This is a genomic window from Microbacterium sp. NPDC089189 (assembly GCF_040685095.1).
Lineage (GTDB): Bacteria > Actinomycetota > Actinomycetes > Actinomycetales > Microbacteriaceae > Microbacterium.
In genome coordinates, this window is sequence record NZ_JBFBHG010000006.1 from 50008 (window position 1) to 66825 (window position 16818).

13 protein-coding genes, 1 tRNA gene and 1 pseudogene are annotated in these 16818 nt (G+C 72.2%); 13 read left to right on the forward strand and 2 right to left on the reverse strand.

All coding sequences use genetic code 11. The annotated features are described in order from the left end of the window. Window positions 1-654 precede the first annotated feature (654 nt). A complete protein-coding gene (locus tag AB0N73_RS05000) occupies window positions 655-3327 on the reverse strand; it encodes a phosphoenolpyruvate carboxylase (protein ID WP_363560997.1) in 2673 nt (890 codons plus the stop codon). A 166-nt stretch (window positions 3328-3493) separates the two neighbouring features. Between AB0N73_RS05000 and AB0N73_RS05005 the strand changes: the two genes are divergently transcribed. Genes AB0N73_RS05005 through hisS form a run of 3 tightly spaced genes read left to right on the forward strand, consistent with a single transcriptional unit; the run spans window position 3494 to window position 6583 of the window. Next, entirely contained in the window at window positions 3494-4648 is a 1155-nt protein-coding gene (locus AB0N73_RS05005; protein WP_363560999.1) for a Na+/H+ antiporter NhaA, read from the forward strand. Next, window positions 4645-5298 (forward strand): MazG family protein, encoded by a 654-nt coding sequence (locus AB0N73_RS05010; protein WP_363561001.1) that lies wholly within the window; start codon window positions 4645-4647, stop codon window positions 5296-5298. Before AB0N73_RS05005 ends, AB0N73_RS05010 begins: the two co-directional genes overlap by 4 nt. A gap of 34 nt (window positions 5299-5332) precedes the next feature. Next, entirely contained in the window at window positions 5333-6583 is a 1251-nt protein-coding gene (gene hisS, locus AB0N73_RS05015) for a histidine--tRNA ligase (RefSeq protein ID WP_363561181.1), read from the forward strand. Here the strand turns inward: hisS and AB0N73_RS05020 are convergent. Then, window positions 6576-7698, reverse strand: a pseudogene (locus AB0N73_RS05020) (APC family permease). The gene hisS and the pseudogene AB0N73_RS05020 overlap by 8 nt on opposite strands. 107 nt (window positions 7699-7805) lie before the next feature. Here AB0N73_RS05020 and AB0N73_RS05025 point away from each other — a divergent pair. The 10 genes from AB0N73_RS05025 (at window position 7806) to AB0N73_RS05070 (ending at window position 16806) form a co-directional block, all read left to right on the forward strand. Continuing rightward, complete coding sequence (locus AB0N73_RS05025) at window positions 7806-8627, forward strand: SGNH/GDSL hydrolase family protein (protein WP_363561003.1); 822 nt, start codon at window positions 7806-7808, stop codon at window positions 8625-8627. A gap of 32 nt (window positions 8628-8659) precedes the next feature. After that, window positions 8660-9376 (forward strand): O-methyltransferase, encoded by a 717-nt coding sequence (locus tag AB0N73_RS05030; protein ID WP_363561005.1) that lies wholly within the window; start codon window positions 8660-8662, stop codon window positions 9374-9376. Window positions 9377-9457: 81 nt separating this feature from the next. Further along, complete coding sequence (gene eno, locus AB0N73_RS05035) at window positions 9458-10738, forward strand: phosphopyruvate hydratase (RefSeq protein WP_363561007.1); 1281 nt, start codon at window positions 9458-9460, stop codon at window positions 10736-10738. 36 nt (window positions 10739-10774) lie between these two features. Continuing rightward, window positions 10775-11293, forward strand: a complete 519-nt coding sequence (locus AB0N73_RS05040) for a septum formation initiator family protein (RefSeq protein WP_363561009.1) — start codon at window positions 10775-10777, stop codon at window positions 11291-11293. Between the two features lie 43 nt (window positions 11294-11336). Continuing rightward, the gene (locus AB0N73_RS05045; protein ID WP_363561011.1) at window positions 11337-11870 is read left to right on the forward strand and encodes a DUF501 domain-containing protein; all 534 of its coding nucleotides are present in this window, start codon (window positions 11337-11339) and stop codon (window positions 11868-11870) included. A 68-nt stretch (window positions 11871-11938) separates the two neighbouring features. Next, entirely contained in the window at window positions 11939-13192 is a 1254-nt protein-coding gene (locus tag AB0N73_RS05050; protein ID WP_363561183.1) for a S8 family serine peptidase, read from the forward strand. 34 nt (window positions 13193-13226) lie between these two features. Further along, a complete protein-coding gene (locus tag AB0N73_RS05055) occupies window positions 13227-14657 on the forward strand; it encodes an FAD-dependent oxidoreductase (protein WP_363561185.1) in 1431 nt (476 codons plus the stop codon). A 93-nt stretch (window positions 14658-14750) separates the two neighbouring features. Then, a tRNA-Leu gene (locus tag AB0N73_RS05060) sits at window positions 14751-14826 on the forward strand. Between the two features lie 110 nt (window positions 14827-14936). Then, a complete protein-coding gene (locus AB0N73_RS05065; RefSeq protein WP_363561013.1) occupies window positions 14937-15533 on the forward strand; it encodes a DUF998 domain-containing protein in 597 nt (198 codons plus the stop codon). Between the two features lie 70 nt (window positions 15534-15603). Continuing rightward, a complete protein-coding gene (locus AB0N73_RS05070) occupies window positions 15604-16806 on the forward strand; it encodes an ATP-binding protein (protein WP_363561015.1) in 1203 nt (400 codons plus the stop codon). Window positions 16807-16818 lie beyond the last annotated feature (12 nt).

The following is a 16818-nucleotide window of genomic DNA, read 5'->3' on the forward strand; positions in this document are numbered from 1 at the left end:
GCCGCGGTGATGCGATGCTGCCGTGGGGCCGGACGCGGGTGCGGGCGCTGCGTCGCGTCACCCTTGCTCACTCGTCGCGAAAGCAGGGTTCGCGCGTCGGCGACCCCGCTTTCGCGACGAATGAACTCGGGGATGGGGCCGCGACAGCGCTGCGCCCCGACATCCTCGTGATGGCATAGCGGTGGCGCTGGGATGGTGCCCGCGCCTCAACACCAATGCCGTGGTGTCCCGCGATGTGCTGCGCGAGCTGTGTCGCCGCTGGCGCGACCCCTGTGTCGTCGGTGCTGCGCGGGCGCGGCGTCGCTCCTTCACGTGCTCACTCGTCGCGAAAGCAGGGTTCGCGCGTCGGCGACCCCGCTTTCGCGACGAATGAACCGGGTGGCTGGGGTGGCTGGGGCGGGGAGGCTCTGCTCGAGCCGTGCGCGCCCCATCCGTGTGCGTCATCCGTATTCGCTCGTCGCGAATGCGGCGTGCGCGTTTCGGCGACGCGGCATTCGCGACGAGTGACGGTGGGCTGGCGGATGCGACAGCTCCTGCGGAGCGGGTGTACGTCAGCGCCAGCACCAGCACCCCGAACGCCAGCACGCGGAGCGTCAGCACCCGCGCGAGCGCCAGGCCCCGGCGCCAGCACGCGCCAGCGCCACGCCGGAGGGATCAGCCGGTGTTCTGGAGGCCGGCGGCGACGCCGGAGACGGAGAGGAGCAGAAGGCGCTGATGGCCGGTGTCGACGGGGCCGTCGGGCGCCGTGGCGCGGAGCGCGCGGAGGGCGCGCAGCTGCAGCAGCGAGAGGGCGTCGACGTAGGGGCTCCGCAGCTTGACCGCGCGCTGCAGCACCGCCTTGTTGGCGAGCAGGCCGTCGCCGCCGGCGATGCGCACGACCCAGTCGCGGGTGAGCGTCATCTCGGCCATGACGAGCTCCGCGAGGTCTGCCCGGTCGCCGAGCGCCAGATACTCGCGGGCGATGCGGTCGTCGGCCTTCGCGAGGCTCATCGCGACGTTGTCGATCATGGCCCGGAACAGCGGCCACTGCGCGTACGCCTCGACGAGACGTTCGGCGTCGCCGACGGCCTCGAGGGCCGTGCCGAGGCCGAACCATCCGGCGAGGTTGATACGGGCCTGCGACCAGGCGAACACCCACGGGATGGCGCGGAGGTCCTCGAGCGACTCGACCGACAGGCCTCGGCGGGCCGGCCGGGAGCCGAGGGCCAGCATGCCGACCTCCTCCATCGGGGTGACGGTGGCGAACCACGGCGCGAACCCGGGGGCCTTGACGAGCGAGAAGAAGCGCTCGCGGGAGGCGTCCTCCATGACCTGCGCGACGTCGGCGTACGCCTCGGCGGCGCGCCGGTTGGTCTCCTCGTTCGACGGCGCGGATGCCATGAGGATGGCGCCGGCCACCTGATCGATGTGACGCATCGCGATCGCGGGGTCGCCGTAGCGCGCGAAGATGACCTCGCCCTGCTCGGTGAGCTTGAAGCGACCGTCCACCGAGTGCGGCGGCTGCGCCAGGATGGCGCTGTTGGCCGGTCCGCCGCCGCGGCCGAGAGCACCGCCTCGGCCGTGGAACAGGGTCAGCTCGATCCGGTTCTCCTGCGCCCACGCCGAAATGTCGGCCTGGGCCTCGTAGAGCGCGAGATTGGCGGCGACCGGGCCGACGTCCTTCGAGGAGTCGGAGTAGCCGAGCATGACCTCCATGCGCCGGCCCGTGGCATCCAGGCGCGCCGCGAACTCGGGGTGGTGCTGGATCTCGGCGAGGATGCCGGGGGCCGCCTGCAGGTCGGCGAAGGTCTCGAAGAGCGGGATGACGTCGAGCACCGGCGCGCGCTCGCCCTCGCCGACGGCGTAGCGGGCGAGGCGGTGCACGTTCGCCAGGTCCTCGGCGGACTGCGTGAACGAGACGATGTACCGGCCGGCGGCGCGGGGTCCGAACCGCTTCTGCACGAACGCGACGGCGCGGAAGACCTCGAGCACCTCTTCGGTCTGCTCGCTGCGCTCCCCGCCCGCCTCGAGCTCGGCGAGCACCTTCGCGTGCACGGCGGAGTGCTGGCGCACCTCGAGCTCGGCCAGGTGGAAGCCGAACGTCTCGACCTGCCAGATCAGGCGCTGCAGCGAGCCGTACGCCTGGCGGCTGGCGCCCGCCTCGACGAGCGAGGACTGCACGACGCGGAGGTCGGCGAGCAGGTCTTCGGGGTCGTCGTACGACAGGTCCGCGTCCCGCACGCGCGTCGCGGCGATGCGCCGCGAGATGAGCAGCAGGATGCGGCGATGCGGTTCGTTCGGCGAGCGCTGCGCGATGTCGGTCGCGGCCTCTTCGTCCGCGGTGCGCAGGCGCTTCCAGAGCGCCTGCAGGGCCTCGCTCGGCGGCGTGGAGACGGCATCCAGGGTCAGCGTCCGGCCGATGCGGGTGGCGGTGCGCTCGAGCCCGTGCAGCACGTGCTCGCTGGCGATCGCTGCGGCCTTGCGGGTCACCTTGGCGGTGACGAACGGGTTTCCGTCGCGGTCGCCGCCGACCCACGTGCCGACGCGGATGAAGGGGCGCACGAGCGGAGCGCGATTGCCGTTCTCCTCGCCCTGCAGCACCGAGTCGACGCGGCGGTACACGCGGGGCACAGTCGTGAACAGCGTGTCGTCGAACACGGCCATGACGGCGCGCACCTCGTCGGTGGGCGACGGCTTCTCGGGGCGCAGCGGCGCGGTGCGCCACAGCGTGTCGATCTCCTCGAGCATGCGCCGGTGCGCGCGACGCTGGTCGAACCCGTCGGGGGTCGCGGCGTCGAACGCGTCGAGCAGCTCCGACAGCCGACGGATGCCGGTGGAGATCGCGCGGCGACGCGCCTCGGTGGGGTGCGCCGTGAAGACGGGGTGGAAGCGGAGGGCCTGGAGGCGCTCGAGGGCTGTCTCCTCGCCGACCTCGGCCGAGAGCAGGCGGAACGCGGCGCTCACCGAGTCGCCTCGGGTGCCGGCCTCGGAGAGCCCGTCGCGCTCGCGGAGCGCACGCACCCGCTGGTGCTCCTCGGAGAGGTTCACGAGGTGGAAGTAGACGGTGAACGCGCGGGCAACCTCATCCGCGCGCTCGACCGTGAAGGAATCGGCGATCTCCGCCGCGCGGGCGAAGGCCTCGTCGCTCTCGTCGGTGTACGCCGCGATCGTGGCGACGCGCAGACGCTCGACGTCCTCGTACAGTCCGGCCGAGCCGCTCTCGCGTAGCACGCGCCCCAGCAGCGAGCCGAGCAGGCGCACATCCGCGCGCATCTGCTCCGGAATCTCCTGGCCGGCCTCGTACCGGCCGACGAGGTCGATGGCTTCGGTGGGGGTGGGTTCGCGCATGGGACAACGCTACTGGTCGCGGAGCGGTGCCTTTGTCACGGCCGACGCCGGTGACGTCCCGCTCGGCGGGTCTGCGCCCGGTACCCTGGATGACGGAGTGCCGGGAAGTCTGGTCGGCCCGTCGTCCTGCGGCGGAATCATCGCGCCGACCCTTCGAGGAATGTCCATGACCCTGCTGCGCTCCGCCCGCTTCCCCGCCGTCGTCCTGCTCGCGGCGGCCGCCCTCGGTCTCCTCCTGGCCAACTCGCCGCTGCAGAGCACCGTCGCCGCCCTCAAGGACACGTACCTGGGCATCCCCGGCGTCGTCGAGATGTCGGTGGGGCACTGGATCCAAGACGGCCTGCTGGCGGTGTTCTTCTTCGTCGTGGCCGTCGAACTGCAGTTCGAGCTCACCCGCGGTCAGCTCAACACCCTGCGGGCGGCGGTGCAGCCGGCCATCGCCGCGGCGGGCGGCGTGATCGTGCCGATCGTCGTCTTCGCGTTCTTCGCGGCCGGTACGCCGTCGGCATCCGGCTGGCCGATCCCGACGGCGACCGACATCGCGTTCGCGCTCGGTGTGCTCGCGGTGTTCGGGCGGGGGCTCCCGCCCGGCCTTCGGATCTTCCTGCTGGCGCTGGCGATCCTCGACGACATCGTCGGCATCGTCTTCATCGCGGTGCTGTTCACCGAGGGGGTGGATGTCGTCATGCTCGGCGGGGCCGTGATCCTGCTCGCCGTGTTCGCCGTCGTGAGCCGAATGGGGGGCGTGCGCCTGCGCGTGCTGCGCGGCGTCGTGCTGGTCGTCGTCGCCCTCACGGTGTGGGTGCTCGTGTACGAGTCCGGCGTGCACGCGACCATCGCCGGTGTCGCGCTGGGCCTGGTCATGGCACCGTCGGCCGCGCTCCGCGTCCGGCACGCGCTCGAGCCGTGGGTCAACGCGCTCGTGCTGCCGCTGTTCGCGCTGTCCGCGGCGCTCGTGACGATCCCGCAGGTCGGGCTCGCCGAGCTGCAGCCCGCCTTCTGGGGTGTGCTGGTCGCGTTGCCGGTCGGCAAGATCGTCGGCATCACCGTGTTCGGCTGGATCGCGCAGCGTGCGGCATCCGTCCCCGGCGCCCCGCGCCTGCCGATCGCGGATCTGCTGGCGGCGGGCGCGCTGGGCGGCATCGGCTTCACGGTGTCGCTGCTGCTCTCCGAACTCGCCTTCGCGGACGTCCCGCTGCTGCGGGATGAGGCGACCCTGGGCGTGCTGGCGGGGTCCGCCGTCTCGCTCGTGCTCGCCGGTGCCCTCGTAGCATGGCGGGCACGGCACTACCGCCGCCTGAGCGAGGAGCGCACCGCATGAGCGAGCAGGACCGGGGCGACCAGCTGCGACGCGCAGCCGACGTGATGCACGCGGTGCGCGAGCGCTGCGTCTGGTCGCAGCAGATCGATCACCGTGCGCTCGTGCCCTACCTGGTCGAGGAGAGCGCGGAGGTCATCGACGCCGTCGAGTCCGGCGATCGTGCCGAGCTCCGCGAGGAACTCGGCGATCTGCTCTGGCAGGTGCTGTTCCACGCCGAGATCGCCTCGCGCGATCCCGAGACACCCTTCGACATCGACGATGTGGCCCGTGACCTCGGCGACAAGATGGTGCGCCGTCATCCGCATGTGTTCGGCGACGCCGTCGCCACGACGCCCGCCGAGGTGCTCGTGCACTGGAACGCGGCGAAGGCCGCCGAGAAGCGCGCACGGCGCAGCGTCCTCGACGGCATCCCCACGAGCATGCCCGCCCTCGCGCGCGCGCAGAAGGTGCTGGGGCGCGCGGCCGCCGTGCGCGGCGACGCGGTGCCGGCCCGGCCGCTCGAGATCACGACCGAGGACGATCTGGGCGACGCCCTCCTCGCCCTGGTGGCGCGGGCGCGCGACGAGGGATGGGATGCGGAGCGGGCGCTGCGCGCGCGGGTGCGCGCGCTCGAGGACGAGGTCCGCGCCGCCGAGCCCGGCCTGGAATGATGGTCTCGTGCCAGCAGTGAACCCCCCGCGCGGCATGCGCGACTTCCTCCCCGCCGACAAGGCCCGCCGCGAGCGCGTGCTCGCCGTCATCCGCGACCGCTACCGGGCGCACGGATTCGACGAGATCGAGACTCCCGTCATGGAGGACTACGCCCGACTCCACTCCGGCGTCGGCGGCGACAACGAGAAGCTCGCGTTCACGGTGCTCAAGCGCGGACTCGACGCGGATGCGGTGCGCGCGGCGGCCGACGATCCCGCCGCCCTCAGCGACCTGGGGCTCCGCTTCGACCTCACGGTGCCGCTCGCGCGCTTCTACGCGTCGCACCGCGGTGAGCTGCCCTCCGTCTTCCGTTCGGTGCAGATCGCGCCCGTGTGGCGCGCGGAACGCCCGCAGAAGGGCCGCTACCGCCAGTTCGTGCAGTGCGACATCGACGTCATCGGCGATGCGAGCGCGCGCGCCGAGGCGGAGCTGATCTCCGCCACCCTCGACACCCTCGGAGCCCTCGGCCTCGAGGGCGCGACGGTGCGGATCAACGATCGCCGCGCCCTCGACGGGATGCTGGAGGTCTTCGGCTTCGCCGCGGACGAGCGCCCCGGTGTGCTCATCACGATCGACAAGCTCGACAAGATCGGGCCCGAGGGCGTCGAGAAGGAGCTCCGCGACCGCGGCGCGAGCGACGCCGCGGTGACCGCGTTCGCCGCGTTCCTCGCGCGCCCGGGCGGCGATGAGACGGCGTTCGGCGAGGCGCAGATCCGTGCCGCGCTGCCGGAAGGCATCGACGACGAGATCGTCGCGCACCTCGTCGGCGTCGGCGAGGCCGTGAGCGCCGCCACCGGCGGCACCGCCCCGCTCGTGTTCGACCCGTTCCTCGTGCGCGGCATGGGCTACTACACCGGCACGATCTTCGAGCTGGCGCACTCCTCGGTGCCGTACTCGCTGGGCGGCGGCGGCCGGTACGACGGCATGATCGGGCGTTTCCTCGGTCAGGACGTTCCGGCGGTCGGCTTCTCGATCGGCTTCGAGCGGATCGTCGACCTCGTCGCGGACGGCGAGGATGCGGCCGCATCCGCCGTCGTCATCGTGCACGACCGGGACGTGCCGCTGGCCGAGCTGATCGCGCACAAGGCGGCGCTCGTCGCGGCCGGCTCGCGGGTGCGGCTCGAACAGCGCACCAAGAACCTCAAGCTCCTGCTCGAGCGGGCGGCCACCGACGGCTACACCGCGTTCGCGACCGTGTCGGCGGGGGCACCGGTCGGATCGCTGGAGACCAAGCCGCTCAGCTGATCCGGCGCGGGCGCAGTCCGCGGACGGCGAGGCCCGCTGCCAGCACGACCGCGCCCGCCACGACGCCCGGCCACGGCAGGGTGACGGCCAGCACGGCGCAGCCGAGCATGCCGAACGCGGCCAGCGCGCGGGGATACCGCCGCGCCTGCGCACCCTGACGGAGCGCCGCGACGTGGGCGATCAGGTAGTACACGAGCACCCCGAACGACGAGAAGCCGATCGCCGCCGCGCGCCATGGCGAACCCGGTGCGCCCGATGCCCGCGATGAGAGCGAGCAGGGCGCCGAGGGATGCGGCCGCGGCGCCGATACGCACGACGGGAGACGCGGCGTCCCACCCGGTCGCGCGCACCACCTCGTCGAGCGGCGCCGTGGATGCGGCGAGGGCATCGGCGCCCAGGGTCGTGAGCGTCACGACCGCGATCACGCCGTAGACCGTGAGCGCACCGAGGAACGCGCCGACGATCGCGCGGGGGATGGTCCTGGCGGGATCGCGCACCTCCTCGCCGAGCGTCGCGATGCGGGCGTAGCCGGCGAACGCGAAGAACAGGATGCCGGCGGACTGCAGAATGCCGTACGGCTCGCCCCAGAGGTCGCCGATCGCGGGGAGCGCACCGCCCGCGACCCCGCCGGCGGCTGTGACGACGGCCAGAGACAGCAGCACGATGACGACGATGACCTTCGTCACGCGCGCGGTCCGGGTGACGCCCCCGAGATTCACCGCGACCACCAGCACGACAGCGGCGATCGCCACGACCCGCTCCCATCCGGCAGGAGCGGCGTACGCCGCGAACGTGAGGGCCATCGCGGCGCAGCTGGCGATCTTGCCCACCACGAACGCCCACCCCGCGGCGAATCCCCACCGCGGTCCGAGCTCGGCCGAGCCGTAGGCGTAGACACCGCCGGCGACCGGGTGGGCGGCGGCCAGCTGCGCCGTCGAGGTCGCGTTCGCGAAGGCGACGGCGGCGGCGATCACGAGACCGAGGAGCAGCCCCGCGCCGGCTGCCTGGGCGGCGGGGGCGAACGCCGAGAACACCCCGGCGCCGATCATCGATCCGAGACCGATCGCCACCGCATCCCCGAGCCCGAGGCGGCGCGCGAGGGAGGGACCGGACACGCGCCGCACCCTACCGGGCCGGTATGAACGGGGCGGAGCGGGCGGCGTGCGCCGCGGCGTCACCGCACGGTCACGTGACGTTCATCCCGGCGGGTTCGGATGGGGCCATGGCACGTCTGCCGGTGGCGCTCGCCGCCACCCTCGGAACCACCGCGCTGGCCGTGGCGGGCGGCGTCGCTCTGCTGCGGCGCCAGGCCGCGCACGCGCGGCGGCGCATCGGCAAACCGCTGGGGGAGGACGCCTTCGACGCCGACCGCGTGTGGCGGCGTCGGCACGAGGGGGCCGTCATCGAGCTGCTGGTGCTGGGCGATTCGATCGCCGCGGGCCTCGGGGCGGACCGGCGCAAGGACACGCTGGGCGCCCGGCTGGCGAAGGGGATCGCGGCGGGGATGCGCCGCCCGGTGCGTCTGCGGACCGCGGCCGTCGTGGGGTCCGAGACCTCCGCGCTGGGTCCGCAGCTCGACGCGCTGCCGAGCGCCTACCGCGCGGATGTCGCGGTCATCGTCGTAGGCGGCAACGACATCACGCACCGCGTGCCCGTCTCGGCGTCGGCCGCGGGGCTCCGGGCGGCGATCGTGCGGCTCCGCGGCCTCGGCATGCCGGTCGTGGTCGGCACGTGCCCGGATCTCGGCGCCCTCCGCCCGGTCCCGCAGCCGCTGCGATCGCTCGGGTCGCGGATGTCGCGCCAGCTCGCCCGGGCGCAGACGCAGGCAGCCGTGGCCGAGGGGGCATGGGCGGTGTCGCTGCGCCACGCCGTGGGGCCGTTCTTCGTGTCGAACCCGGACGAGATGTTCAGCCTCGACCGGTTCCATCCGAGTTCCGCCGGATACCGCCGCACCGCCGAGGCGCTGCTGCCCTCGGTGCTGGCGGCGCTCGGCGCCGACGTGCGCCTGCCGGCCGGGCACACTCCTCCGGCGAGCGGGGGTTGACGGTGCGGGGTGCGACCAGTTGGCTGGGGGACGTGAGCGATCCGCTTCCCGCACCGACGCCGGAACGATGGCAGGCCGTCGACGCCTACCTGTCCGGCCTCTTCGTGGGCGCCGACGACGCGCTCGACGCGGCGCGCGCCGACCAGGATGCGGCCGGCCTCCCGCCCATCGAGGTGGCGGCCGTCCACGCCAAGCTGCTGAGCCTGCTCGTGCGGATGTCGGGCGCGCGCCGGGTGCTTGAGATCGGCACGCTCGGCGGCTACTCGACCATCGTGCTGGCCCGCGCCGTGGGCGAGCGGGGGAGTGTCGTCTCGCTCGAGGCGGAGCCGCGTCACGCCGCCGTCGCGCGGCGGAACCTCGAGCGGGCGGGTGTGTCCGCCCGCGTCCGGATCGAGGTGGGTCTCGCCGCCGAGGTGCTGCCCACGCTCGCCGGTCCGTTCGACTTCGTCTTCATCGACGCCGACAAGGAGTCGACCACGCAGTATCTCGAGCACGCCGCGCGTCTGGCCCGTCCGGGCGCGGTCGTCGTGGTCGACAACGCGGTGCGCGCCGGCCGGGTGGCCGACGACGCCGTCGTGGACGCGCAGGTCGACGGGATGCGGCGGGGGCTGGCGATGCTCGCGGACGACCCGCGATTCGACGCGACGGCCATCCAGACGCTCGACGCGAAGGGGTGGGACGGCGTGGCGATCGCGATCGTCGGGGATTCTGCCGGTCCGGCCGCGGGGGATCCCTCTCGCGCTCACTAGACTCGGATGCGGACGATGGCGTTCCGAGAACCATCCCTCCCGCTCGTCGCGGAGGGGCCAAACCAACTCAAGGAGTCCTCTGTGGCACTGATCGAGGCTGTAGGCGCGCGCGAGATTCTCGACTCGCGCGGTAACCCGACCGTCGAAGTGGAGGTGCTCCTCGACGACGGTGTCGTCCAGCGTGCGGCCGTTCCCTCCGGCGCATCCACCGGTGCGTTCGAGGCGTACGAACTGCGTGACGGCGACAAGAGCCGTTACAGCGGCAAGGGCGTGCTCAAGGCCGTCACCGCTGTCATCGACGAGCTCGGCCCGGCGATCGAGGGCGTCGAGGCGAGCGAGCAGCGCGTCATCGACGAGATCCTCATCGCCACCGACGGCACCGAGAACAAGTCGCGCGTCGGCGCCAACGCCATCCTCGGCGTGAGCCTGGCCGTCGCCAAGGCCGCGGCGGACTCGGCCGACCTGCCGCTGTTCCGCTACCTCGGCGGACCCAACGCGCACGTGCTGCCCGTTCCGCTCTTCAACGTCATCAACGGCGGCGAGCACGCGGACAACGGCATCGACATGCAGGAGTTCTTCCTCGCGCCCATCGGCGCCGAGACCTACTCCGAGGCGCTGCGCTGGGGCACCGAGACCTACCACGTGCTCAAGAGCGAGCTGAAGGCCGCCGGCTTCTCGACGGCGCTGGGTGACGAGGGCGGCTTCGCCCCCGATCTGCCCAGCAACCGCGAGGGCCTCGACTTCCTCGTCAAGGCGATCGAGAAGGCCGGCTTCACGCCCGGCAAGGACATCGCCCTGGGCCTCGACGTCGCCGCCACCGAGTTCTTCGACGAGGGTGTGTACACGCTCGACAAGAAGTCCTGGAACGCCGCCGAGCTGACCGACTACTACATCGACCTGGTGAACTCGTACCCGATCGTCACGATCGAGGACGCCCTCGCCGAGGACGACTGGGACGGCTGGAAGGCCCTCACCGAGGCGCTCGGATCCAAGGTGCAGCTGGTCGGCGACGACCTGTTCGTCACCAACCCGAAGCGTCTGCAGCAGGGCATCGACCTGGGTGTCGCGAACGCGCTGCTGGTGAAGTTCAACCAGATCGGCAGCCTGTCCGAGACGCTCGACGCCGTCGCGCTCGCCACCTCGAACGGCTACCGCTCGATGTGGTCGCACCGTTCGGGTGAGACCGAGGACACGACGATCGCCGACCTGGTGGTCGCCACGAACTCGGGCCAGATCAAGACCGGTGCGCCGGCTCGCAGCGAGCGGGTCGCGAAGTACAATCAGCTTCTGCGCATCGAAGAGGAGCTGGCCGAGGCCGCCGTCTTCGCCGGTCGCTCCGCGTTCCCCCGCTTCAAGGGCTGAACGCAGCGCACGACAGTACTGACGAGAGGGGGAGCCGTGGCAACGAGAACGGCTCCCTCTTCTCGTTCCCGCACGCAGGGCGCGGGCGAGGGTCCGCCCCGGCGGCCGGTGGATGTGCGCGGATGGCTCGGCGGCATCCGGCTCTCGGGCTTCATGGTCATCATGCTGGGACTCGTCGTGCTCGGCGTGCTGGTGCTCGTGCCCACGATCGGCACGTACGTCGACCAGCAGAACCGGATCACGGCGCTGCAGAATGCGGTCGAGCTCACGCAGGACCAGATCGACGACCTGCAGGCGCAGGCCGATCGCTGGGACGACCCCGCCTACATCACGACGCAGGCGCGGGAGCGTCTGTACTACGGCAAGCCCGGCGAGGTGCTGTACCTCGTCGACAACGACCTCTCGCTCGCGGATCAGCCCCAGGAGCAGGGCGAGGTCAGCGATGACGTCGAGGTCACCCGCACCGACTGGATGGCGCAGTTCGTGCGCTCGGTGACGTCGGCGGGAGCGGCCGAGGTCGCGACGACTCCCGAGACCGGAGCGCCCGCGCCCTGACCCGCGGGGGTGTCCCGGGCCACGCGGACGGTAGCCTGGGAGGGTGAGTGCTGCGCCCTACGCCCCTGTGACCGCTGCCGAGCTGGCGGTCCTGGGCGACCAGCTGGGTCGGCCCGCTCGCGACGTCGTGGGGATCGCCGCGCGCTGCGCGTGCGGCAACCCGACCGTCGTCGCCACGGCGCCGCGCCTGAGCGACGGCACGCCGTTCCCCACGTTCTACTACCTCACGCATCCTGCCGCGACGGCGGCGATGTCGATGCTCGAGGCCGACCATGTCATGCCCGAGCTGGCCGAGGCGCTCGACGACGACGAGGTGGCGGACGCCTATCGCGCCGCGCACGTCGCGTACCTCGCCGATCGCGCGCGCCACGGCGACGTGCCCGAGATCGCGGGTATCTCGGCCGGCGGTATGCCCACGCGTGTGAAGTGCCTGCACGCCCTGGCCGGCCACGCCCTGGCCGCCGGTCCCGGCGTCAACCCGATCGGGGACGCGGCTCTCGCGCGCAGCGTGTGGTCGCCGGAGCGCTGCGTGTGCGCCGCTCCGGGCGCCGCCCTCGCGGAGGGCGCACCGGGGTGAGGCGCGCGGCGTCGCGGTGGAGCGCGCTCCTCGTCCTCATCGTGGTGGGGGCAGGGGCGACGCCGGCCATGGCGCTGGATCGCACCGGGCCTGTGGATGCGGGCGCGGCGGCATCCGTCCCGATGACCGCGCCCGGGGTCGACCCGATGCGTGCGCAGGAGTACTGGCTCGACGCCTACGGCGTTCGCCAGGCCTGGCAGTCGACGCGCGGCAAGGGCGTGCGGATCGCCGTCATCGACACCGGCATCGGCCGCGCGCCCGAGTTCGACGGCGCCGTCGTCGGTGGCACGGATGTGTCGGGGGTGGGCTCGCCGGACGGCCGCACCCCGGTCGGCGCGGTCGACGGCAACCACGGCAGCTGGGTGGCGTCGCTGGCGGCGTCCCGCGGGCTTGCGAACGAGACCGGCATGATCGGCGTCGCGCCGGAGGCCGACCTGCTGGCGGTGTCGGTGGGCTTCGGCACGACCTCGGCCGTGCCCTTCGCGACGCAGGTGGCCGAGGGTATCCGCTGGTCGGTCGACAACGGCGCCGACGTCATCAACCTGTCGTTCACGACGAACACGCTCGACTGGGACACCAGCTGGGACGAGGCCTTCCAGTACGCCTTCGACCACGACGTGGTCGTGGTGGTGGCGGCGGGCAACCGCGGCGCCGGCACCGCCCGGGTCGGAGCGCCGGCGACGATCCCCGGCGTGCTCTCGGTGGCGGGCGTCGACCCCACCGGCACCGCCAGTGTCGAGGCGTCGACGCAGGGCATCACGATCGGCGTCGCCGCGCCGAGCGAGAAGCTCCTCGGTGTCTCCGCCGACGGTCAGGTCGTCACGTGGAACGGGACGAGCGGCGCCGCCCCGATCGTGTCGGGCATCGTCGCGCTCGTCCGCGCCGCGCATCCGGAGCTCGACGCCGCCAACGTCATCAACCGCGTCATCTCGACCGCACGTCTGCCCGCGGGCGTGCGCACCGCACCCGACGCCCTGTACGGCTACGGGCTCGTGGATGCGGCCGCCGCGGTGTCGGGCAACGTCACGGCCGTCTCGGCGAACCCGATGGGGGATCTCGCCGAGTGGATCCGGGTGCACCGGCGGGCGCAGGACGTGCCCGCTCCCGTGCCGACCGCGGGCGAGGTCAGCCTTCCCGCGCTCCCGCCGGCCGACACCGTGACGCGGCCCGTTTCTCCGCTGCTGCCCACCGTCGATACGCTTATGTACGGTTCGCTGCCGCTCTTGGGGGTGACGGCGGCCGCTATACTGATGTCGCTCGGCGTCACTGCTGCTGTCCGACGCATCCGAATGGCGCGTGCCGAACGCGCGCGCAGCCGTTGAATCGTCTAGGAGTTCTTCCACCGTGACCAGCACCGTGCCCAGGATCCTCGTTGTCGGCGGAGGTTACGCCGGCTTCTACACCGCCTGGAAGCTCGAGAAGCATCTGCGTAAGGGCGAAGCGGAGGTCACCATGGTCGACCCGCTTCCCTACATGACGTACCAGCCCTTCCTCCCCGAGGTCGCCGCCGGCGAGATCGAGGCCCGCCACGTCGTGGTGAGCCACCGTCGTCACCTCAAGCGCACGCGCATCATCGCGGCCAAGGTGACCGGCATCGACCACGCCCACAAGGTCGCGACCATCACGCCCGCCGACGGCGAGCCGTGGCAGCAGGAGTACGACCACATCGTCGTCACCGCCGGCGCCGTGTCGCGCACGTTCCCCATCCCAGGCATCGCCGACAACGCCATCGGGCTGAAGACGATCGAGGAGGCCGTCGCGATCCGCGACCGCCTGCTGACGAACTTCGACCGCGCCGCGAACCTGCCGGCCGGGCCCGAGCGCGATCGTCTGCTCACCGTCGTCGTCGTGGGTGGTGGCTTCGCCGGCATCGAGGTCTTCGCCGAGCTGCGCGCCCTGGCGTCGTCGCTGGTCAAGGACTACCCGACGATCAGCTTCGAGGACACGCACTTCCACCTCATCGAGGCCATGGGACGCATCATGCCCGAGGTGTCGCTGAAGACGAGCGAGTGGGTGCTCAAGAACCTCGCCCAGCGCGGCGCGAACGTGCACCTCGACACGCAGCTGCAGAGCGCGGTGGACGGCAACGTCGAGCTCTCGACCGGCGAGACCATCCCCACCGACCTCATCGTCTGGACCGCCGGTGTCATGGCGAACCCCACGGTCGTCCGCGGCGGCGACCTGCCCGTCGAGGAGCGGGGCCGCATCCGCACCCGCGCCGACCTGCGCGTCGGCACCGCCGAGGAAGTCGTCGAGGGCGCCTGGGCGGCCGGTGACGTCTCGGCCGTTCCCGACCTGTCGGGCGGCGGCGTCGGCGGCTACTGCGTGCCGAACGCGCAGCACGCCGTGCGTCAGGCGAAGCTCCTCGCGAAGAACCTCGTCGCCGTCATCCGCGGCGAGGTGCCCCGCGAGTACCTGCACAAGAACCTGGGTGCCGTCGCGGGTCTCGGGCTCTACCACGGTGTCTTCCAGTCGGGCGACTTCGCGCTGAAGGGCTTCTTCGCCTGGGTCGCGCACCGCGGCTACCACGGCCTGGCGATGCCGTCGTGGGAGCGCAAGTGGCGCGTCATCGGCGACTGGTGGCACAACTTCTGGCTGGGTCGCGACAATGTGTCGCTGCAGGCTGTGCAGAACCCGCGCTACGTCTTCGAGGAGTTCGCCGCGCGCCCGCGTCCGGCCGCTCCCGAGACGGCGCCGGCGATCGACCCGAAGAGCGTCGCCAAGGACGAGGGCGCGGCTGCCGTCGCCCCGGCCGAGAAGGACAACAAGGTCGGCGCGAAGTCCTGACCCGATCCGCGTGATCGATGCCCCCGTCGCTTCGGCGACGGGGGCATCGTCGTTCGCGCGACCGCCCGTGTTCCCGCGCTAGCGTGGTGGTGGGCCCCCATAGCCCAATGGCAGAGGCAGGCGACTTAAAATCGCTTCAGTCTGGGTTCGAGTCCCAGTGGGGGCACCAGTTATGCGTCGGGACCGTCGGTGACCCCGTCGACTCGGTAACGTGGGTGCACCGGAGGGGCAACCAGGGCCGCGCACGGCTCGGTGTCGCACCGGAGGGGGAGAAGACTCGTGAACGTCTTGTGGGCTGTCATCATCCTGGCGGCGACGATCGCCGCGTTCGCCGCGCTGCTGACGGCGCACCTGGTGCCCTCCGGCCTCTCGCCGCTGCGCGACCCGGTCAGCGCCTACGGGATATCGCGGTATGCGGGGCTGTACCGCGCGCAGACGCTCGCCACCGCCGTCGCGGCGGCGGCTGGCGCGATCGCACTGGCGCTGCTCATCGGCGCCGCGGCGACGCCCGCGGTGATCAGCCTGGCCGTGCTGGCGCTCGCCCGTGGCGTGATCAGCTGGGTGCCGATGGACGCGCCGGGCGAGACGCGCAGCGGGACCGGGCGCGCGCACAACCTCCTGGCCTTCGCCGCGTTCGCCGCCGCATCCGTCTCGGGCTTCATGGTCGGCATCGCCTTCGGCGCGACGACGGCCTTCGCCGCTTTCGCTCCCACGGCGACCGTATTCGGGTGGATCGCGACCATCGCCAGCGCGGTGACCCTGCTCGCGGCCGTCGTCCGCCCGCTCTCCGCGATCTTCGGTCTCGCCGAGCGCGTGATCTACATCGGGATGCTGGGGCTGCTGGTCACGGTGGGCGTCGCGTTCGCGCTCGTCTGATCCCGCCCCCCGCCGTCACGCGCCGCCGGTATGCTGACCCGGTCACGGCCCCCGAGAATGGACGACCCGAATGTCCGCAACCTCTGCCGATTCCGGCGCGATACTCACGCGCACCGTCGAGGCGCTCTCGAGTGCCCGCACCCTGGAGAGGGTGATGTCGGTCGTCGCGGACGCCGCGCGTTCGCTGACCGGTGCCGACGGCGCGACCTTCGTCCTGCGAGAGGACGACGACTGCTTCTACGCCGATGAACAGGCCATCGGTCCGCTCTGGAAGGGGCAGCGGTTCGCCGCATCCAGCTGCGTGAGCGGATGGGCGATGACGCACGGCATGAGCGTGGTCATCCCCGACGTCTTCGCCGACGCCCGTGTGCCGCACGACGCCTACCGGCGCACGTTCGTGAAGAGCATGTGCATGACGCCGGTGCGTCCGGGCGATCCCATCGCCGCGATCGGCACGTACTGGTCGACCGAGCACACGATCGATGCGGTCACCGTACGGCAGCTCGAGATGCTGGCCGACTCGACCGCCATCGCGCTCGAGAACCTCGAGCTGCGCGGGTCGCTGTCGCGCCGTGCCGCCGAACGCGATCAGCACGCGGAGCGCGCCGACGAGCTCGAGGCGGCCATCCACTCGCTCGTCCACGACCTGCGCAGCCCGCTCGGCGCCATGGTCGGATACGCCGACCTGATCGTCGACGAGACGGACGCACCGGATGTGGCCCGCCACGCTCAGACGATCGTGCGGGCCGGTGAGCGCATGGCCGCCCAGATCGACCGGATGCTGTCGATCTACCGCATCACGCACCACCCGCTCGTGCCGCAGCCCGTCGACCTCTCGGAGCTCGGCCGCGAGATCGCCGACGACCTGATGAGCCGTGTGGGCGAGCGTCACGTGCACATCGACGTCGACGACGGCCTGAACGTCGTCGCCGACCCCGTGCTGGCCGGACTGATGGTGGAGAACCTGCTGGACAACGCGGTGAAGTACACGTCGAAGAAGCGGGAGGCGCGGATCTCCCTGCGCCGCGTCGACCGGGCGGCTCCGTTGTCGACCTTCGCCGTGAGCGACAACGGTGCCGGCTTCGACCCGGCGGGGGCCGCATCGCTCTTCCGCCCGCTCGTGCGACTGCACGCGGAGGAGGACTTCCCCGGCACGGGCCTGGGACTCGCCTCCGTCGCCCGCATCGTCCAGCTGCACGGCGGGGTGGTGCGCGCCGAGGGGATCCCGGCCCACGGCGCCTCCTTCTACTTCTCGCTTCCGGTGCCCGCCTGAGCCCTGCCACGT